The following is a 19,098-nucleotide window of genomic DNA, read 5'->3' on the forward strand; positions in this document are numbered from 1 at the left end:
CCGCACGGCTCAGGCCTTGAGGTCCGGGAAGTCGTCCTCGCGGTACTCGCCCTCGGGGCGGGTGTTCTCGCGCCCGCGCAGCTCGACGCGGCGGATCTTGCCGGAGATCGTCTTCGGCAGCTCGGCGAACTCCAGGCGCCGGATCCGCTTGTACGGGGCGAGGTGCTCCCGCGCGTAGGCCAGGATCGCACGCGCGGTGTCCGCGGTGGCCTCGTGGCCCGCGGCCAGCACGACGTAGGCCTTCGGCACGGCGAGCCGGATCGGGTCCGGCGCGGGCACCACGGCGGCCTCGGCGACGGCTTCGTGCTCCAGCAGCACGCTCTCCAGCTCGAACGGCGAGATCCGGTAGTCCGACGCCTTGAACACGTCGTCGGTGCGCCCGACATAGGTGATGTAGCCGCGTTCGTCGACCGAACCGACGTCACCCGTGTGGTAGTAGCCGTCGCGGAAGGCTTCCGAGGTGCGCTCGTCGTCGTCCGCGTAGCCCGTCATCAGGCCGACCGGCCGGTGCGCGAGGTCGAGGCAGATCTCGCCTTCCGCGGCGCGCTCGCCGGTGACCGGGTCGACCAGCGCGACCACGAAGCCCGGCAGCGGCCGGCCCATCGAGCCGGGAACCACATCCTGGCCGGGAGTGTTGGCGATCTGCACGCTGCTCTCGGTCTGGCCGAACCCGTCGCGGATGGTGACGCCCCAGGCCTTCTCGATCTGCTCGATCACCTCGGGGTTGAGCGGCTCGCCGGCGCCGACCACCTTCTGCGGCGGGGTTTTCAGCGCCGTGAGGTCGGCCTGGATGAGCATGCGCCACACCGTGGGCGGCGCGCAGAAGCTCGTGACCCCGCAGCGATCCATCTGCGCCATGAGCGCCGTGGCGTCGAAGCGCGTGTAGTTGTACAGGAACACCGTGGCCTCGGCGTTCCACGGCGCGAACACGTTGCTCCACGCGTGTTTCGCCCAGCCGGGCGAGGAGATGTTCAGGTGCACGTCGCCCGGTTCGAGACCGATCCAGTACATTGTGGACAGATGCCCGACCGGGTACGACACGTGCGTGTGCTGCACGAGCTTCGGCTTCGCCGTGGTGCCCGAGGTGAAGTAGAGCAGCAGCGGGTCGCCCGCGGCCGTCACGCCTTCGGGGGTGAAACCGGCCGGCTCGGCGTACGCGGTGGCATAGGCGTGCCAGCCCTCGACCGGCTCGCCGACGGCGATGCGCGTGTAGTCGCCCGCCACGTCGGCGAACTTCGGCGCGTCGGCCGAGCGCACCACCACGTGCTTGGCCTTGCCGCGCTCCACGCGGTCGACGAGGTCGGCCGGGCCGAGCAGCGTCGAGGCCGGGATGATCACGGCGCCGAGCTTGATCGCGGCGAGGATCGTCTCCCACAACTCGCCCTGGTTGCCCAGCATGAGAATCAGCCGGTCGCCGCGCGAGACGCCGAGGCGGCGCAGCCACGTGGCGACCTGGTCCGAGCGGGCGGCCATCTCCGGGTAGGTCCAGCGGTTCTCGGTACCGTCCTCCTCGACGATCCAGAGCGCGTACCGCTGCGCGTTCGCCGGGTCGCGGGCCACCACGTCGAACCAGTCGAGGGCCCAGTTGAACTCCGCGGGCTGCGGCCACGCGAACCCCCGGACGGCGGTGTCGTAGTCCTCGCGGTGGGACTGGAGGTAGTCCCGCGCCTCCCGAAAGACCTGGTGGGCCTCGCCGGCCCGCTGGTTCCCCGAAGCGCCATTGCTCACGTCGTGCTCCCTCGTGCTCGCGTACGTGCCTGTTCTACTCGCCCTTGAACTCGGGCGCGCGGCGCTCCATGAACGCCTGCACGGCCTCGGCGAGGTCCTTGCTCGGGAGGAACGCGGAGTTCCACGCCGCGACGTACCGCAGGCCCTCGGCGACCTGGCGCTCGGTGTTGGCGGCGAGCACCTGCTTGGTGCCCTGCACGACCAGCGGCGGGTTCGCCGCGATCTCGGCGGCGAGCTTGCGGGCCTCGGCCAGCAGTGTGTCGGAGTCGGGGTAGACGTCGTTGACCAGGCCGATCTTCTCGGCGCGCGCAGCGTCGACGTCCTTGCCTGTCAGGGCGAGCTCGCGCACGTGGCCCTCGCCGACGATCGTGGCCAGCCGTTGCAGGCTGCCGAGGTCGGCGACGATCGCGACCTTCACCTCGCGCACGCTGAACTTCGCGTCGGCGCTGGCCAGGCGCACGTCGGCGGCGCTGATCACGTCGACGCCGCCGCCGATGCACCAGCCGGACACGGCGGCGATCACGGGCTTGCGGCACTCGGCGATCGAGCTCACGGACTCCTGCAGGCGGCGGACCTCGCGGTGGAAGTCCGTGCGCGGGCCGGCCAGCGCGTCGCCGGCGAGCATCGGGGCCCAGCCGCCCATCATCGCAGGCAGGTCGAGGCCGTAGGAGAAGTTCGTGCCGCTGCCGGTGAGCACGATCGCGCGCACGCGCGGGTCGGCGTCGAGGGCGGCGAAGACCAGCGGCAGCTCGCGCCAGAAGTCGGGGCCCATGGCGTTGCCCTTCGCCGGGCCGAGCAGGGTGACTTCGGCGACGTGGCCGTCGAGGTCGACCTTCAGCGAGACGAGCTCGGGCAGGGAGTCGGCAGGTGCGGTCATGCCTGTCATCTTGAACCATCCGGTTGACGCTGTGCCAATTCGGTCGCGGGATGCTTTCCTGGGAGGGGCACGAGAGATCGAAGCGGCCCTCGACCACGAGAGGAAGGTGGCGCATGGCCCCGGCCCCTGTTCTTGCCGTCGACGACCTGCCGGCGGATCCCCCGCCGGCGCGCCGCTCGCGTCCGATCGAGCTGTCCGGCTCGTTCACCTGCGACGGCCACCGCCTGGCCTATACCGAGTACGGCTCGGGCGAGCGCGTGGTGGTCCTGATGCACGGCATCATGTTCACCCGCCGCATGCACGCGCCCCTGGCCCGCCGGCTCGCCCGCTCGGGCTTCCGCGTGATCACCCTCGACCTGCTGGGCCACGGCGAGTCCGACCGGCCGACCGAGTCGTGGCGCTACTCGATGCCGGCGTTCGGGGAGCAGGCCGTGGCGCTGCTCGACCACCTCGGCCTGGACGAAGCCGTGCTCGGCGGGACGTCGCTCGGCGCGAACGTGGCGCTCGAGGTGGCGGTCGCGCAGCCGTCCCGCGCCCGCGGGCTGGTCGTGGAGATGCCAGTGCTGGACAACGCGATCGTCGCCGGGCTGCTCACGTTCGCCCCGCTGCTGTTCGCCGCGCGCTTCCTGCCCGTGACCGTGCGCGGAGTCGCGCTGGCCGCCAACCTCGTGCCCCACGGCAGCCAGTGGGTCGACGTCGTCACCGACACCCTGACCCAGCAGCCCGAGCCGATGGCCGCGCTCCTGCACGGCGTGCTGTTCGGCCGCATCGCGCCGCCGAAGTCGGTGCGCCGGGCCATCACCACGCCCGCGCTGGTGATCGGCCACGAAGGCGACCCGATCCACCCCTTCGGCGACGCCGACACCCTGGCCGCCGACATGCCCGGTGCGGAGTTCGTCCAGGCGCGCAGCCCGGTCGAGCTCCGCTCCGACCCGAAGCGCCTGACCTCGGCGATCACCGACTTCGCCGAGCGCTGCTACGAAAGCTGACCCGGCCTGGTCACTTCGCGAGGCCGGCCACCGGGCCGAACACGATCACCGCCGGCGGGCGGACACCCGCGGCGGCCGCTTCGCCGGCCACCTTCCCCAGCGTGGAGCGCAGAGTGCGCTGCGTGCGCATGGTGCCGTCTTCGACGATGGCGACCGGCGTGTCGGCCGGGCGGCCGCCGTCCAGCAGCGCCGACGCGAACTGGGGCAGGCGTTCGACGCCCATCATCAGCACGATCGTGCCGCGCAGGCCGGCCAGCAGGGACCAGTCGACCAGCGAGCGCGGGTCGCCGGGGGCGACGTGGCCCGAGACGACCACGACCTCGTGGGCGACGCCGCGGTGGGTGACCGGCACGTCGGCCACGGCGGGGACCGCGAACGCACTCGTGATACCCGGGACCATGGTCACCGGCACGCCCGCCTCGGCGCAGGCCAGGACCTCCTCGAACCCGCGACCGAACAGGTAGGGGTCGCCACCCTTGAGCCGGACGACGAACTTCCCCTCCTTGGCCTTCTCGATCAGCGTGCTGTTGATCACGTCTTGGCTCGCGGCGCGGCCGTACGGGATCTTCGCCGCGTCGACGACCTCGACCTCGGGCGCGAGCTCGTCCAGCAGCTCGCGCGGCGCGAGCCGGTCGACGACCACCACGTCGGCGCGCGAGAGCAGCCGGCGGCCGCGGACGGTGATCAGGTCCGGGTCGCCCGGACCGCCGCCGACCAGGGCGACGCCCGGCAGCTCGGTATCGGTGTCTCGCGGCGCGCGGCCGCCGGCAGCATCCTTGACGGTGCCGGCGTGCAGGGCGTCGAGGATGCTGTCGCGCACGGCGGCCGAGCGCAGCGGCTCACCGCCGGACAGGACGCCGAACAGCAGCCCGCCGTGGCGGCCCGAAGCCGGGGTCACGGCGCTGCCGGACTCCCCCTCGTCGGCACGCACGCAGAACACGCGCTCGCGTTCGGCCTCGGCGCACACCGCGGCATTGACCTCGGGGTCGTCGGTGCAGGCGAGCGCGTACCAGGCGTCGGCGAGGTCGCCCTCGGCGTAGCGGCGCTCGTGCCAGACCAGCTCGCCCGCGTCGGCCATCGCGCTGACCGACGGCGTGGTGTGGGGCGAGACCAGCTCCACCCGCGCGCCCGCGCGGATGAGCCGCGGGAGGCGGCGCTGGGCGACCGAGCCGCCCCCGACCATCACGACGCGGCGGCCGGCGAGCTGGAGTCCGGAGAGGTAGTGCGGGTCGTCCATAGCCCGAAAGTCTGCCTGCCCGGCCCGCTCAGCTCTGCAGCAGGGCCAGCAGCCCGGTGTTGCCGAACATCGTCGCCGCCTCGACCGCGGACGGCGTGCCCGCCCGCGGGTCGGCACCACCCGCCACAGCGCCTTCACGACCTCGAGCTCGTCCTTGAACACGGCGCCGGCGAGCGGGCTCTGGCCCCGGTCGTTGACCCGGTTCGGATCCGCGCCGCGCGCGAGCAGCGCGGCCACCGTCTCCGCGTGCCCGTGGTAGGCGGCGAGCATCACCAGGGTGTCGCCGCGGTCGTTGGTGAGGTTCGCGGGAATGCCGGCCTCGACGTAGGCGGCGAGGCGCTCCGTGTCGCCCTCACGCGCCATGGTGAACACGCGGGCCCACAGGTCGAGCTCCTCGTCCGACGGCGTCCCGGAAGCCATGCGCCGAGTCTGGCACGCCGGCTCCCGGGACGCCGGGCGGTCAACCCCGGGCGGAGTTCGGGTAGGGCAGCAGAGCCATCTCCCGCGCGTTCTTGATGGCCGAGGCCACCTGCTTCTGCTGCTTAGGCGTCAGCCCCGTCACGCGGCGGGCGCGGATCTTGCCGCGGTCGGAGATGAAGGTCCGCAGCAGGTCGATGTCCTTCCAGTCGACGGCCGTGATCCCGCGCGCGTGCAACGGGTTCGCCCGCTTGCGCGGCACGCGTTCGTGCTTCGGCATGCGGCTCACCAGCTCGACTTCGAGACGCCGGGCAGCTCGCCGTTGTGCGCCATCTGCCGCATCCGCACGCGCGACAGGCCGAACTTGCGCAGGTACCCGCGCGGGCGGCCGTCGGCGGTGTCGCGGTTGCGGATGCGCGTGGCGCTCGCGTCGCGCGGCATGCGCTGCAACGCCACCACCGCGTCGGCCTTGTCCTGCGCCGACGAGCGCGGCGAGGCGATCACGGCCTTGAGCGCCCGGCGCTTCTCGACGTAGCGGGCGGCGATCACCTTCCGCTGCTCGTTCTTCGCGATCTTCGACTTCTTCGCCATCAGCGCTCTTCCTTGAACTCGACGTGCTTGCGCACCACCGGGTCGTACTTGCGCAGGACCATCCGGTCGGGGTCGTTGCGCCGGTTCTTCTTCGTGACGTACGTGTAGCCGGTGCCCGCGGTGGAGCGCAGCTTGATGATCGGCCGGACGTCGGTGCTCTTCGCCATCTAGATCTTCACCCCCTTCGCGGCCAGTTCCGCGACGACCGCGTCGATCCCGCGCTTGTCGATCGTCTTCATGCCCTTCGCCGACACCTTGAGCCGCACGGTCCGGCCGAGGCTCGGCACGAAGTAGCGGCGGGACTGCAGGTTCGGCTCCCAGCGCCGTGACGTGCGGCGGTGCGAGTGCGAGACCTGCTTGCCGTAGCCCGGCTTGCGGCCGGTGACCTGGCACACGGCTGACACGGACCCTCCCGAGTTGATAGTGATATTCGTTTTCAATTACGCTGGCCACCGTACCCCGTCCCGTCGACTGGAGCTTCAGTGACCCCACACCCGCGTGTCCCGCTCGTGCTCGTCAGCGGGCTCGCCGCCGAAGGCAACGACGAGCTCGCCGAACTGCTGCGCCGCGCCGGCCCCGGCGTCGCCGTGGTCCACCACGACCTGCGGCAGATCGGCAGCGGTGTCGTCCGCAGGCGGATCCGCCTCGGCCCCCGCGACCAGCTCACCGCACTGGAACTGGCCCACGGCTGTGTGAACTGCACGCTGCGCGAAGACCTCCTGCCGCTGCTGCGCCGGCTCGCCCGGTTGCCGGAGGTGGACCGGATCGTGCTGCGCCTCGACGAGGCCATGGAACCCGAGCCCGTGAGCTGGGCGATCGCCAACGTGCTGGTCGGCGACCGGCCCGTGAGCGACGACGTCGAGATCGAGGCCGTGTTCACCACCGTCGACCGCGCCGCCTGGCTCGCCGACGCCTCCGGCGACGAACTGCTCCTGGAACGCGGCCTGCTGGGCAGCCCCGAGGACGACCGGAGCGTCGCGCAGGTCGCGCTCGCGCAGGTGGAGTTCGCCGACGTGCTGGTGCTCGCGGGCGAAGTGCCCGACGCGTGGTGCGCCGCGAAGACCGCGGCCGTGCTCGACCGCGTCGCACCGTCGGTCCCGCGGGTCGTCCTGAAGGGCGCGAACGCCGGGCTGCTGTTCGCCGCCGTGCCCGCGCAATCGCGGCGCGGCGAGGTGGTCGACCTGCACGGCGCGCTCCTGCGGGGCCAGCCGCCGCTGCACGCCGACTGCGGGATCGAGGTGCTCACCTTCACCTCGCAGCGGCCGTTCCACCCCGAGCGCCTGCACGAGGCGATCGACACGCTGCTGGGCGGCGTGATCCGCACCCGCGGCCGCGCGTGGGTCGCGAGCCAGCCCGACATCGCGTTCTGGCTCGAGTCGGCGGGCGGCGGCCTCGCGATCGGGCACGCCGGGCCGTGGCTGGCCTCGCCCGACGGCCCGGACTGGGCCGAGGTCTCCCCCGAACGCCGCACGCTCGCGTCGCTGCGCTGGCACCCGGTGCACGGCGACCGCGCGCAGGAGCTCGTGGTCGTCACGGATCTGGTGCCGCCGAAGGAAATCGAGGACGCGCTGCACGCCGCGCTGCTGACCGACGCCGAGCTGGCCGAGGGGGAAGCTGCCTGGCGCAGCTACCCCGACCCGTTCGGCGAGTGGCACGAAGACCCGTGCGAGGCCACCGAAACCGACGACGAAGACGAAGAGCGGCACGTCAACGCCGCGAACCGAAAGGAAGAACCGCAGTGAAACCCGGCATCCACCCCGACTACCACCCGGTGGTGTTTCGCGACTCGTCCACGGGCGACGCGTTCCTCACCCGCTCCACCGCCACGTCCGAGCGGACGATCGAGTGGAGGGACGGCAACACTTACCCGCTCGTGGTCGTGGACATCAGCTCGTGGTCGCACCCGTTCTGGACCGGCAACCAGCGGATCGTCGACTCCGCGGGCCAGGTCGAGAAGTTCCACCGCCGTTACGGCCGTCGCGAGAAGGGCGGTGCGCGCTGATGGCCGCGCCGAAGCGGAAGAAGTCACGCAGCAACACCCGCGCCCGCCGTGCGCAATGGAAGGCCGCGGTGCCCGACCTGGTGCCGATCACGGTCGACGGCGAGCGCAAGCTCGTGCCGCGCCGCCTGATCAAGCACTTCCAGCGGCTCGACCGGTGAGCGTACCCGTCACCGTCCTGTCGGGGTTCCTCGGCGCGGGCAAGACGACGCTGCTCAACCACATCCTCGCCAACCGCGAAGGCCTGCGGGTGGCGGTGATCGTGAACGACATGAGCGAGGTCAACATCGATGCGGCCCTCGTGCGCGACAGCGTCTCCCGCACCGAGGAGCGCCTGGTCGAGCTGACCAACGGGTGCATCTGCTGCACCCTGCGCGAGGACCTGCTCGACGAGGTCACGCGCCTGACGGCGGAAGGACGGTTCGACCACCTGCTCATCGAGTCGAGCGGGATCTCCGAGCCGATGCCGGTCGCCGCCACGTTCTCCTTCCCCGGCGACGTCGGCACACCGGCGCTCTCCGGGGCCCGGCTGGACACGATGGTGACCGTGGTCGACGCCGTGAACTTCGGCCGTGAGCTGGCCGGTGGCGACTCGCTGGCCGAACGCCGCCTCGACCAGTACGAGGGCGACGAGCGCACGGTCAGCGACCTGCTCGTGGACCAGGTCGAGTTCGCCGACGTGCTGCTGCTGAACAAAACCGACCTCGTCTCCCCCGCCGAGGCCGACCGGCTGGTGGCGGCGCTGCGCCGGCTCAACCCGGGCGCCGACGTGGTGACGGCGCAGTTCGGCCGGGTGCCGCTCGGGCGGGTGGTCGGCACCGGCCGCCACGACCCGCTGCGGGCGCAGCAGGCCCCGGGCTGGGTCGCGGAGCTCAACGGCGACCACGTGCCGGAGACCGAGGAGTACGGCATCTCCAGCGTCGTGTTCCGCGCCACCCGGGCGTTCGACCCGGCGCCGCTGTGGGACTTCGTCACGACCCGCCTCGACTCGGGCGAGTTCGGCACGGTGTTGCGCTCCAAGGGGTTCTTCACGCTCGCGTCGCGACCGGGCGTGCTCGGCCTGTGGTCGCAGGCGGGCTCGGTGGCGCGGTTCGAACCGCAGGGCGTGACCGACGCGCCGCGGCAGGAGCTGGTCTTCATCGGCGTCGGGCTCGCCGGCGGCCCGCTGCTGGCCGCGCTCGAGGCGTGCCTGACCAACGAGCCGGTGACGGCTGATCCCTTCCCCGGATGGGAGCCCGTGCACGTCCACTGAGGACAGACGCACCGAAGGCCGCGCGACCTGGATCACAACGGTCGCGCGGCCTTCGTGTTCCCGGGAGTTCCTTGATCGTTCACCGCCCGCGTCATCATGCGGATCACGCTCGGTCCACGCCGGACACACCACGTCTGAACTGGGCGATTCGGTGGGGTTAGGGGTGTTTCGCGAAGGTTGATCAATCCAGGTTTATCAGTCTAGGTTGACTAATGTGCCGGATCGGATCACCAAAGATCTCGTGGAGGCCGCCGCCGACCTGAGGGTCGCGCTCGGGCGGCTGGTGCGGCGGATGCGGCAGGGCTACGTGGCGGGCGAGGCCACGCTCTCGGAAAGCTCCGTGCTCTCACGGCTCGACCGCGACGGGCCCTCGACGCCCGGCTACCTGGCGAGCAGGAGCGGGTGAAGCCGCAGGCCATGGGCGCGACCCTGGCCGGGCTCGTCGAACGCGGGCTCGTGAGCCGAAGCCCCGACGCCGCCGACGGCCGCCGCGTCCTGATGGCCGTGACCGCGACCGGCCGGAAGCTCCTGACCGACCGGCGCTCCCTGAGCACCCAGCGCGTCGCCCAAGCCCTCGCCGGCGGCTTCAGCGCCGAGGAACGCCGCCGACTACTCGAGGTGATCCCGTTGCTCGAACGCCTGGCAGACCAACTGTGACAACCACAACCACCAGCCGCGGAGACCGCTACAAGTGGGTCGCGCTCTCCAACACCACCCTCGGCGTGCTCATGTCGGCGCTCGACGGGTCGATCGTGATCATCTCGCTGCCCGCGATCTTCCGCGGCATCGGGCTCGACCCGCTCGCGCCGGGCAACATCGGCTACCTGCTCTGGATGATCCTGGGCTACCTGCTGGTGTCGGCGGTGCTCGTGGTCACGCTCGGGCGCCTCGGCGACATGTTCGGCCGCGTGAAGATGTACAACGTCGGGTTCGTGATCTTCAGTGTCGCCTCGGTGGCGCTGTCGTTCGACCCGTTCCACGGCGGGCGGGGCGCGCTGTGGCTGATCGGCTGGCGCATCGTCCAAGCCGTCGGCGGGTCCATGCTCACGGCCAACTCCGCGGCGATCCTCACCGACGCGTTCCCACGCGAGCAACGCGGTATGGCGCTCGGCATCAACCAGATCACGGCGCTGGCCGGGCAGTTCCTCGGTCTCGTCGCGGGCGGCCTGCTCGCGGAGATCGACTGGCGCGCGGTGTTCTGGGTGAGCGTGCCGTTCGGCATCCTCGGCACGGTGTGGTCGATCCGCAGCCTGCGCGAGATCGGCAAGCCGCGCCGGGCGCGCGTCGACTGGGGCGGCAACGTCACTTTCGCCCTCGGCACCGGTGTGCTGCTCGCCGCGATCACCTACGGCATCCAGCCCTACGGCGGGGCGGCCACCGGCTGGGGCAGCCCGTGGGTGCTGGGCGGCATCGGCACCGGAGTGCTGCTGCTCATCGCGTTCGGCGTGATCGAGACACGCGTGAAGGAACCGATGTTCCAGCTCTCGCTGTTCCGGATCCGGGCCTTCACCGCGGGCAACCTCGCGGTGCTGCTCACGTCGATCGCGCGCGGCGGGCTGCAGTTCATGCTGATCATCTGGCTGCAGGGCATCTGGCTGCCGCTGCACGGGTACGAGTACGAGAAAACCCCGCTGTGGGCCGGGATCTACTTGCTGCCGCTCACGGTCGGGTTCCTCATCGCCGGCCCGATGTCGGGCTACCTGTCCGACCGGTTCGGCGCGCGGCTGTTCTCCACCGGCGGGCTCGTGCTCGTCGCCGGGTCGTTCCTCGGCCTGCTGGCGCTGCCGGTCGACTTCTCCTACCCCGTGTTCGCGCTGCTGCTCGTGATCAGCGGGATCGGGCAGGGGATGTTCTCGGCGCCCAACACCTCGGCGATCATGAGCAGCGTCGCCGACCACCAGCGCGGCGTCGCGTCGGGCATGCGCTCGACGTTCCAGAACTCCGGCACCGCGCTGTCGATCGGCGTGTTCTTCTCGCTGATGATCGCGGGCCTGGCCGGCTCGCTGCCCGCCACACTCACCAGCGGGCTGCAGGCCCACGGCGTGCCCGCCGACGTGGCGGCGAACGTCGCCCAGCTGCCGCCCGTGAGCACACTGTTCGCGGCGTTCCTCGGCAGCAACCCGGTGGCGCACCTGCTCGGTCCGGGTGTCCTTTCCGGACTGTCGCCGAGCGACTCGGCGGCGCTGACCGGCAAGGAGTTCTTCCCGCAGCTCATCTCCGGCCCGTTCCACAACGGACTGGTCACGGTCTTCACGGCGGCCGCCGTGATGGCGCTCGTCGCGGGCCTCGCCTCGGTGTCGCGCGGCAAGCGCTACTTCCACCCCGACCTCGCCCCGCGCGCGGGCGAGCAACGAAGCACCCCGGACAAGGAGAACGGATGAACGACACGCTCACCGCCGGCACCGTCACGATCACCGGCCACGGCGGTGACGAGATCGAGGCGTACCTGGCGCGCCCGCTCGACCCCGCTCCGCGCGGCGGCGTCGTGGTGATCCACCACATGCCCGGCTACGACCCGGCGACCAAGGAGATGGTGCGCCGCTTCGCCGCCGAGGGTTTCGCGGCGCTGTGCCCGAACCTGTACTCGCGCGAGGCGCCGGGCGCGAGCCCGGACGACGCCGCCGCGACCGTCCGCGCCAACGGCGGCGTGCCCGACGAGCGCCTCGTCGGCGACGTCGAAGGTGCGGCCGCGTACCTCAAGGCGCTGGACGGCGCCAACGGCAAGATCGGCGTGATCGGCCACTGCTCCGGCGGCCGCCAGACATTCCTCGTCGCGTGCTCGACCCAGGTCGACGCGGCGGTGGACTGCTACGGCGCGTTCGTGGTGAACGAGCCGCCGGCCGGCATGCCCGCGTCGATGAAGCCGCTGCTGGGCCTCGCGCCGCAGCTGTCGGCCCCGCTGCTCGGCATCTTCGGCGCCGACGACCAGTACCCCGCCCCCGAGGAGACCGCGAAGCTCGCCGCCGAGCTCGACCGCCTCGGCAAGGAGCACGAGTTCCACACCTACACCGGCGCCGGCCACGCGTTCTTCGCCGTCGACCGCCCGAGCTACCGACCGGAGGCCGCCGTGGACGGCTGGGCCAAGATCCTCGACTTCTACGGCCGGCACCTCGCGGCCTGATTCCGCTTCGCAGGAAGGACGTTTCCCATGTGCACCTACCTCACCGAGAAGTTCGCCGTGGAGGGCAGCGGCAAGAGCGCGACCGGCTGGCACAGCGTCAACGAAGCCACCGTCTACGTCGACCACCCGACGCACGCCCGCTTCGCCCACACCGTGAACATCGACTTCCGGAACCCGGCAATGGGCCCGGCCGCGCGCGTCGCGCTGGAACTGACCGAAGAAGACGCGCTCGCCCTCGCCGACGCGATCCACACCGCGCTGGCCTCCGCGCCGGCCGGGCTGGCCTCGCGCAACCAATGAGCCGCACCGGCTGTCCCGGGTTCAGGCCCGGGCCAGCCGGTCAGGGCGTGTAGAGCGCGCCGAGGAACTCCAGCAGCAGCCGTTCCCGCAGCGGTTCCGCCGCCGTCGCCAGCAGTGCGTTGATCGGTGCCATGCGCTCGGGCAGGCCGGCGTCGCCGACGAGGCCGGCCGCGGCGAGCAGGCCCGCGAACTGCTCCGCCGTCAAGGTTTCCGGGTCCAGTGCGGCCACGAACGCGGCCACGTCCGGGTCCACTGACGTCGGACCGGCTTCGCGGGCCGAGGCGACCGAGGCGGTCAGGTCCGCGAGGAACTCCGCCTCGCTGCCGTGGTTCGCGGCCGTGATCGTGAGGTGCAGGTTCAGCGGCGAGCCGCCGTGCGCGAACTGCGGCTGCACGTACCAGCCACGCACCTTCATCTCGTCCGCGACCGTGAACAGATCGAACCCGTCGTCGGCGGTGCCGGTCGTGGCGAAGGCGATCAGCGTCGAGTCCGGGTCACCCAGGATCCGCAGGCCCGGCAGGGTCTCGACCCCCACACGGATCCGGGTCACGGCCTCGCGCGTCACCTCCGCGAGGCGCAAGTAGCCGTCCTCGCCGAGGTGGTTCACCACGGCCCACGCGGCCGCGAGCGGGCCGCCCGAGCGAGTGCTCTGCAGCGTCGGGTTCAGCATCGTGTAGCCCGGCCAGGCCGCGCTGGCGAAGTAGTGCGTGCGCCGCAGCTCGGCGTTCGCGTGCAGCAGTACCGAGACGCCCTTCGCACAGTAGGCGTACTTGTGCAGGTCCACCGAGATGCTCGTGACGCCCGGCACGCGGAAGTCGAACGGCGGCACGTCCGCGCCCAGCTTCGCGAAATACGGCAGCACCCAGCCGCCGATGCACGCGTCCACGTGCATCCGCACACCGCGAGCGGCCGCGGCGGCCGCGATCTCCGGGATCGGGTCGACCACGCCGTGGGCGTAGGAAGGCGCGCTCGCCACGACGAGCACGGTGGACTCGTCGATTGCCGCCGCCATGGCGTCCGGCACCGCACGGAAGGTCTTCGCGTCGGCCGGCACCATGATCTTGCGCAGCCCGAACAGGTGCGCCGCCTTGTGGAACGCCACGTGCGCGGTGTCGGGCAGCACGATGCTCGGCGCGGTGATGTCCGGCCGGGCGTCCCGCGCGGCCAGCACCGCGAGCAGGCACGACTCGGTGCCGCCGGACGTCACCGTGCCGACCGTTCCCGCGGTTCCGCCCAGGAGCCCCGCCGCGCGCCCGACGAGGTCGTTCTCCAGGCGCAGCAGGCTCGGGAACGCCGTGGGGTCCAGCCCGTTGGCCGACGACGCGAGCGCGTGCGCGGCCGCTGCGATCTCGTCCACTTCGGACAGGCCGCTGTCGTAGACGTAGGCGAGCGTGTGCCCGCCGTGCGTCGGCAGGTCGCCCGCACGCAGCTCCCGCAACTCGGCCAGGACGTCGGTCACCGCTGCGGCTCCACCGGCCGCGGCTCCAGCACCTTGCGCCGCAGCAGCGGGATCGCCAGCGCGATGAGCACCGCGGGCAGCACCGAGGAGCCCACGGTGATGGCCGTGATCGCCGAGGACGGCTGCGCGGTCGTCGCGTCGGTGCTCGACACGTAGCCGCCGGCCTGCAGCACCAGCCCGAACAGACCCGGGCCGAGCGCCAGACCCAGCGTCTCCGACGCCGTCCACACGCCCGCCGTGATGCCCGCGCGGGTCTCGCCGGTGCGTTCCTCTTCGGCGCTGATGAGGTCGGGCAGGATCGCCAGCGGGAACACGGAGATCGCGGCGTACCCGATGCCCGACAGCGCGACGAACACCATCGTCACCGCGAACGGGATGTCCTTGGCGAACAGCATCCCGAGCAGGCCGACGGTGAACGAGACCGTCGCGATGCGGAAGCCCACGAGCTTGCCCCAACGGTGCCCCAGCCGCGGCCACAGCGGCATCGTGATCAGCGCCGGGCCGACGAAGCCCACGAACAGCACCGTGCGGTAGCTCGGGTCGCCCAGCACGTGCTCGGCGAAATACGGGATCGCGGCGAGCACCGTGCCGATGCCCAGCGCCTGGATGAAGTACGAGCCCATCAGCCAGCAGAACGGGCGCCACTGCGCGATCGTGCGGATCAGCTGCTTGAAGCTCACGGCGTTGGGCCGCAGCGAACCGACGGGCGCGCCGCGCAGACCGAAGTAGACACCCAGGGTGGCGAGCAGGATGATCACGGCCATCACGAGGCCCATCACCCGGTAGCCGGCCACGCCTTCGAGGATGTCGGTGATCGCCGGGGCGGCGCCGCCGGACACGAGGATCGCCACGGCCAGCACGCCGATGCGCACGCTGGTGAGTTTCGTGCGTTCCTCGGCCGAGTCCGTGAGCTCGGCCGGCAGCGCGTTGAACGGCACCTGGAAGAACGCGTACGCGGTGGCACACAGGAAGAACACGATCACCACGTAGGTCGCGTCGATCGCGGGCTTGCCGAACCCGGGGTGCGCGAACAACGCGAAGAACAAGATCGCGACGCCGATGCCGCCGCCCAGCAGGAACCGCCGCCGGCTGCCGCTGCGCACCAGGTCGGCGTCGGACAGGCGGCCCGCCACCGGGTTGAAGATCACGTCCCACGCCTTCGGCACGAACACGATCACGCCGGCCGCCGCGGCGGGCACCGCCATCGTGTCGGTGAGGTAGGGCAGCAGGAGCAGTCCCGGCACCGTGCCGAAAGATCCGGTGACGAACGAGCCGAGCGAGTAGCGAAAACGCGTCCGGCGGGGCAGCGGCGCCAAGGGTCCTCCTCGAAGGCGGTCCGACGAACGCAATACCTAGTGGATCTTCGCCGTTCCCCGGTAGTGGTCGGGAGGAATCGTGCCACCGTCGTAATGCACCGCGCGTACCGGGCCGACCTCGCCCCGTGCCCTGCTCACGACAGGGCTTCGGCCACCTTCGCCAGCGATCCCGCGTCGCCGCGCAGCAGCAGCGTCGTGACCACAGTGTCCTCCCAGGCAGCGAGCTCCTCGCGGATCTTCGCGGCCGGGCCGACGAGCGAGGTGTCCTCCACGAGCGACGTCGGGATCGCGGCGACGGCCTCGTCCTTGCGCCCGGCGAGGTAGAGCTCCTGTACCTTGTCGGCCACCTCCTCGTAACCCAGGCGCGCGAACACGTCGTGGTGGAAGTTCACAGCCTTGGCGCCCATGCCGCCGATGTACAACGCGAGCGCCGGCTTGATCCAGCTCGCCGCCTCCTCCACGTCGTCGTGGACGATCACCGGTACCGAAGCGGGCACCTCGAAGTCCTCGGGCTTGCGCCGGGCGCCCGGCCGGGCGAACCCCTCGGCGAGCGCGGCCCGGTAGAACGCGTCGGCCTTGGGCGAGAAGAACAGCGGCAGCCAGCCGTCGCAGATCTCCGCCGACAGCGCGACGTTCTTGGGTCCTTCGGCCGCGAGGTAGATCGGGAGGTCTGCGCGCAGCGGGTGCACGGTCGGCTTGAGCGCTTTGCCCAGCCCCGCTCCTCCTTGCAGTGGCAACTGGTAGAACTGCCCGTCGAACGTCACGGGTGCCTCGCGCGCCAGCACCTGGCGGATGATCGCCACGTACTCGCGCGTGCGGGCCAACGGCTTCGGGTACGGCTGGCCGTACCAGCCCTCCACCACCTGCGGGCCCGACGCACCGAGCCCGAGCACGAACCGGCCGCCGGAGAGGTGGTCGAGCGTCAGCGCCGTCATCGCGGTGGCGGTGGGCGTGCGCGCGGACATCTGCACGATGTTCGTGCCGAGCTTCACGCGGCTGGTCGACGCACCGGCCCAGGCGAGCGGGGTGAACGCGTCGGAGCCGTAGGCCTCCGCCGACCACACCGAGTCGAACCCGAGGCGCTCGGCCTCGAGCACGGCCTCCAGCGCGCCCGGCGTCGGGCCGCTCCCCCAGTACCCGAGGTGGTAACCCAGCTTCATGCGGCCCTCCGTGCTTCAGATGTTCGGCGAGTAGTGCTCCGGCTTGCCGCGTTCCCCCACGGGCGGCAGGTTCCTCCGTGGAGTCTCGACCACGGGCGCGCCCGCGGCCACCTCACCCCTCGCCCGGCGCCGGCCGGCGCGCGCCCGCGGGTGGTAGCGGCGGTCGTGCGGGACGAGAGAGAACACGGCGTTGATCGCGCGGCCGGCGAAGCGGTGCCGGCGTTCGTCGCGCGCAGTCCAGGTGAAGCCGAGCAGGTCGCGGATCTCCGGGTCGTAGAGCCCGACCGTGAGCCAGACGAACTGCCGCGCGATCACCCCCGAGACCGGCCGCCACAGCAGGTCGGGCAGCCAGGGCAGGAACGGCGGTTTCGTGATGCCGCGCAGATCCAGGACGTCGCGCGTGGCCTTGTTGTCCTCCAGGACCTCGGCGCACATGTGCTTCCAGTACCGCCGGAAGTCCTCCCAGGACTCGGGCACCGGCCGCATCGTCATGTCGTACATCCGCCACCAGCGCACGTGTTCGTCGAACAGCTCGCGCTTCTCCTCTTCGCCGATGCCGCGCATGAAGTGGTCGGCGATGAGGATCGTGCTGACGAAGAACGTGGAGTGGGCCCAGTAGAACGTGTCCGGGTCGAGCGCGTGGTAGCGGCGGCCTTTCGCGTCGACACCCTTGATGCGGTCGTGGTACCCGCGCACCTCGAGCGCGGTCCGGCGGGCGAGCGGCCCGTCGTAGACCACGCCGCCGATCGGGTAGAGCGAGCGGAACAGCCGCTGCCAGCGTTCCTCGAAGAACCGCGAGTGCTGCTCGACGCCGGCGCCGAGACCCGGATGCATGTTCTGCATCGACCCGGCCCACAAGGCGATCAGCAGCCCCCGCCAGTCGCCGAAGTAGCGCCACGTGAGCGAGTCCGGTCCCAGCGGTTCGGGTTCCTCCCCCGGAATGGCGCCCCTCCCCTGGTTGTGTCGATGAACTGACTACGCCTGTTGTCAGGTTAGGATGTGACAACGGGCGTGGTCAACTACGGGAGTGGATATGCCGGGCCGCACGTGGGCGGGCACGACGCTGGACGATCGGAAGGCGGCGCGGCGGGACCAGCTGGTCGCCGCGGGCCTCGACCTGCTCGGCACCGAGGGCTCCGCGGCGGTCAGCGTGCGCGCGGTCTGCCGCCAGGCCCACCTGACCGAACGCTACTTCTACGAGAGCTTCACCGACCGTGAGGAGCTCGTCGCGGCCGTGTACGAGCACGTCGGCGAGCGGGCGCGCCAGGCTTTGGTCGACGCGATCCGCGACGCAGCCGATCCGCGGCGGCGGGCGGAACGCGCCGTGCGGGCGTTCGTGGCCCTCCTGGTCGACGACCCGCGCCAGGGCCGGGTGCTGTTGCTGGCGCCGCTGACCGATCCCGCGCTGACGCGCCGCGGCCTGCACCTGTTGCCGGCGTTCGCGGGCCTCGTCGGCGAACAGCTCTCGCGCGGCGACGAGACCGACCGGCAGCTGGTGTCGATCGGACTGGTCGGCGCGCTGAGCAACGTGTTCATCGCCTACCTCGACGGCACGCTGCGGGTGAGCCGGGAACGGCTCGTCGCGCACTGCGTCCGGCTGGTGCTCGGGGCGGACGAGTTCGATCACTGAGCTCATCGTGCCGGGGCTCGTTCTGCCCGCAGCCGCAACGCGATGTCGATGATCATGTCCTCCTGACCGCCGACGTACCGCTCCGCGCCGACGCGGTAGAGGATCTCGTGCGCCGGCACGCCGTAGCGTTCCGCCGCACGCTCGGCGTGCAGCAGGAAACTCGAGTACACGCCGGCGAAGCCCTGCACGATCGACGAGCGGTCCATCACCGGCAGCCGGGTCAGGTACTTCTTCACGACGTTCTCGGCCGCGGCCATCAGCACGTCCTTGTCGACGCCGGTCGGAATGCCGAGGCGTTCGAACATCGCCGCGAGCACCTCGGTCGGCGAGTTCCCCGCGCCCGCGCCGAGGACAGCGAGGGAACCGTCGATCTGCCGCGCCCCGGCGCGGTGGGCGAGCACGGAGTTGGCGACGCCGAAGCTGAGGTTCTGGTGACCGTGGTAGCCGACCTGCGCGTCGTCGCCCAGCTCCGCGACGAGCGCGGCGACGCGATCGGCGGCTTCTTCGAGGATGAGCGCGCCGGCGGAATCGACCACGTAGACGCACTGGCAGGCGACGTCAGCCATGATCCGCGCCTGCTTCGCGAGGTCCTCGGGCGCCGCCATGTGCGCCAGCATCAGGAATCCCACCGTTTCCAGACCGACGTCGCGGGCCGCGCCGAAGTGCTGCACGGAAACGTCGGCTTCGGTGCAGTGGGTGGCGATGCGGGCGGCGCCGGCGCCGAGGTCCGCGGCGGCGCGCAGGTCGGTGACGGTGCCGAGCCCGGGCAGCAGGAGCACGGCGATCTTGGCGCGGTTCGCCTCGTCGACGGCGGCGGCGATCAGCTCGCGTTCGTCGGTGAGGGAGAAGCCGTAGGTGAAGGTCGAACCACCGAGCCCGTCGCCGTGGCTCACCTTGATGAGCGAGATCCCGGCGTCGTCCAGCGCGCAGGCAGTGTCTGCGCACCTGGCGTTCGGTGAAACGGTGGGCCATGGCGTGGCTGCCGTCGCGCAGGGTGGTGTCGACCAGTCGCACCGACGCGT

General features: G+C 71.5%; 22 protein-coding genes and 2 pseudogenes. 11 read left to right on the plus strand and 13 right to left on the minus strand.

Annotated features, from left to right (window positions below):
• Positions 1-9: 9 nt before the first annotated feature.
• Positions 10-1,728 carry an AMP-binding protein gene (locus AB0M56_RS03830; protein WP_364170794.1) on the minus strand — a complete coding sequence of 573 codons (1,719 nt, stop codon included), beginning with the start codon at positions 1,726-1,728 and terminating at the stop codon, positions 10-12.
• 34 nt (positions 1,729-1,762) lie between these two features.
• Positions 1,763-2,605: a crotonase/enoyl-CoA hydratase family protein gene (locus AB0M56_RS03835; protein ID WP_364170796.1), complete on the minus strand. Its 843-nt coding sequence runs from the start codon at positions 2,603-2,605 to the stop codon at positions 1,763-1,765.
• A 113-nt stretch (positions 2,606-2,718) separates the two neighbouring features.
• Here AB0M56_RS03835 and AB0M56_RS03840 point away from each other — a divergent pair, with 113 nt between their 5' ends.
• Complete coding sequence (locus AB0M56_RS03840; protein ID WP_364170799.1) at positions 2,719-3,594, plus strand: alpha/beta fold hydrolase; 876 nt, start codon at positions 2,719-2,721, stop codon at positions 3,592-3,594.
• Positions 3,595-3,604: 10 nt separating this feature from the next.
• Here the strand turns inward: AB0M56_RS03840 and cobA are convergent, their stop codons facing one another.
• The 6 genes and pseudogenes from cobA to rpmB form a co-directional block, all read right to left on the minus strand.
• Entirely contained in the window at positions 3,605-4,831 is a 1,227-nt protein-coding gene (gene cobA / locus AB0M56_RS03845) for a uroporphyrinogen-III C-methyltransferase (protein WP_364170801.1), read from the minus strand.
• Positions 4,832-4,859: 28 nt separating this feature from the next.
• A pseudogene (locus tag AB0M56_RS03850) lies at positions 4,860-5,251 on the minus strand (ankyrin repeat domain-containing protein).
• A gap of 40 nt (positions 5,252-5,291) precedes the next feature.
• On the minus strand, positions 5,292-5,528 hold the full coding sequence (gene rpsR, locus AB0M56_RS03855; protein WP_364170803.1) for a 30S ribosomal protein S18: 237 nt from the start codon (positions 5,526-5,528) through the stop codon (positions 5,292-5,294).
• Positions 5,529-5,533: 5 nt separating this feature from the next.
• Positions 5,534-5,839: a 30S ribosomal protein S14 gene (gene rpsN, locus AB0M56_RS03860; RefSeq protein ID WP_364170805.1), complete on the minus strand. Its 306-nt coding sequence runs from the start codon at positions 5,837-5,839 to the stop codon at positions 5,534-5,536.
• Positions 5,839-6,006, minus strand: a complete 168-nt coding sequence (gene rpmG, locus AB0M56_RS03865) for a 50S ribosomal protein L33 (protein ID WP_220240903.1) — start codon at positions 6,004-6,006, stop codon at positions 5,839-5,841. The genes rpsN and rpmG overlap by 1 nt, the downstream gene beginning before the upstream one ends.
• A complete protein-coding gene (rpmB, locus tag AB0M56_RS03870) occupies positions 6,007-6,243 on the minus strand; it encodes a 50S ribosomal protein L28 (protein WP_364170808.1) in 237 nt (78 codons plus the stop codon).
• Positions 6,244-6,321: 78 nt separating this feature from the next.
• On the opposite strand from rpmB, the gene AB0M56_RS03875 reads away from it, so the two are divergent.
• The 9 genes from AB0M56_RS03875 (at position 6,322) to AB0M56_RS03915 (ending at position 12,511) form a co-directional block, all read left to right on the plus strand.
• Positions 6,322-7,581: a GTP-binding protein gene (locus tag AB0M56_RS03875; protein WP_364170810.1), complete on the plus strand. Its 1,260-nt coding sequence runs from the start codon at positions 6,322-6,324 to the stop codon at positions 7,579-7,581.
• Entirely contained in the window at positions 7,578-7,841 is a 264-nt protein-coding gene (locus AB0M56_RS03880) for a type B 50S ribosomal protein L31 (protein ID WP_364170812.1), read from the plus strand. The genes AB0M56_RS03875 and AB0M56_RS03880 overlap by 4 nt, the downstream gene beginning before the upstream one ends.
• On the plus strand, positions 7,841-7,999 hold the full coding sequence (gene rpmF / locus AB0M56_RS03885; RefSeq protein ID WP_364170814.1) for a 50S ribosomal protein L32: 159 nt from the start codon (positions 7,841-7,843) through the stop codon (positions 7,997-7,999). The genes AB0M56_RS03880 and rpmF overlap by 1 nt, the downstream gene beginning before the upstream one ends.
• Entirely contained in the window at positions 7,996-9,090 is a 1,095-nt protein-coding gene (locus AB0M56_RS03890) for a GTP-binding protein (protein WP_364170816.1), read from the plus strand. Before rpmF ends, AB0M56_RS03890 begins: the two co-directional genes overlap by 4 nt.
• Positions 9,091-9,304: 214 nt before the next feature.
• On the plus strand, positions 9,305-9,496 hold the full coding sequence (locus AB0M56_RS03895; RefSeq protein ID WP_364170818.1) for a hypothetical protein: 192 nt from the start codon (positions 9,305-9,307) through the stop codon (positions 9,494-9,496).
• Entirely contained in the window at positions 9,493-9,747 is a 255-nt protein-coding gene (locus AB0M56_RS03900; RefSeq protein ID WP_364170820.1) for a MarR family winged helix-turn-helix transcriptional regulator, read from the plus strand. Before AB0M56_RS03895 ends, AB0M56_RS03900 begins: the two co-directional genes overlap by 4 nt.
• Positions 9,744-11,471, plus strand: a complete 1,728-nt coding sequence (locus tag AB0M56_RS03905) for an MFS transporter (protein ID WP_364170822.1) — start codon at positions 9,744-9,746, stop codon at positions 11,469-11,471. Before AB0M56_RS03900 ends, AB0M56_RS03905 begins: the two co-directional genes overlap by 4 nt.
• Positions 11,468-12,211 carry a dienelactone hydrolase family protein gene (locus AB0M56_RS03910; protein WP_364170824.1) on the plus strand — a complete coding sequence of 248 codons (744 nt, stop codon included), beginning with the start codon at positions 11,468-11,470 and terminating at the stop codon, positions 12,209-12,211. Before AB0M56_RS03905 ends, AB0M56_RS03910 begins: the two co-directional genes overlap by 4 nt.
• Positions 12,212-12,238: 27 nt before the next feature.
• Entirely contained in the window at positions 12,239-12,511 is a 273-nt protein-coding gene (locus AB0M56_RS03915) for a DUF6295 family protein (protein ID WP_220240918.1), read from the plus strand.
• 40 nt (positions 12,512-12,551) lie between these two features.
• Here AB0M56_RS03915 and AB0M56_RS03920 read toward each other — a convergent pair whose 3' ends face one another.
• From AB0M56_RS03920 to AB0M56_RS03935, 4 genes are all read right to left on the minus strand, one after another.
• A complete protein-coding gene (locus tag AB0M56_RS03920) occupies positions 12,552-13,970 on the minus strand; it encodes an aspartate aminotransferase family protein (RefSeq protein WP_364170826.1) in 1,419 nt (472 codons plus the stop codon).
• Entirely contained in the window at positions 13,967-15,286 is a 1,320-nt protein-coding gene (locus tag AB0M56_RS03925; RefSeq protein WP_364170828.1) for an MFS transporter, read from the minus strand. The genes AB0M56_RS03920 and AB0M56_RS03925 overlap by 4 nt, the downstream gene beginning before the upstream one ends.
• 134 nt (positions 15,287-15,420) lie before the next feature.
• Positions 15,421-16,446 carry an LLM class F420-dependent oxidoreductase gene (locus AB0M56_RS03930; RefSeq protein WP_364170830.1) on the minus strand — a complete coding sequence of 342 codons (1,026 nt, stop codon included), beginning with the start codon at positions 16,444-16,446 and terminating at the stop codon, positions 15,421-15,423.
• A gap of 15 nt (positions 16,447-16,461) precedes the next feature.
• Entirely contained in the window at positions 16,462-17,388 is a 927-nt protein-coding gene (locus AB0M56_RS03935) for an oxygenase MpaB family protein (RefSeq protein WP_364171366.1), read from the minus strand.
• Between the two features lie 91 nt (positions 17,389-17,479).
• Here AB0M56_RS03935 and AB0M56_RS03940 point away from each other — a divergent pair, with 91 nt between their 5' ends.
• On the plus strand, positions 17,480-18,076 hold the full coding sequence (locus AB0M56_RS03940) for a TetR family transcriptional regulator (protein ID WP_364170831.1): 597 nt from the start codon (positions 17,480-17,482) through the stop codon (positions 18,074-18,076).
• 2 nt (positions 18,077-18,078) lie between these two features.
• Here the strand turns inward: AB0M56_RS03940 and dmpG are convergent.
• Positions 18,079-19,048, minus strand: a pseudogene (gene dmpG, locus AB0M56_RS03945) (4-hydroxy-2-oxovalerate aldolase).
• Between the last annotated feature and the right edge of the window lie 50 nt (positions 19,049-19,098).

It is taken from the genome of Amycolatopsis sp. NPDC051372 (assembly GCF_040682095.1).
Taxonomy (GTDB): Bacteria; Actinomycetota; Actinomycetes; order Mycobacteriales; family Pseudonocardiaceae; genus Amycolatopsis.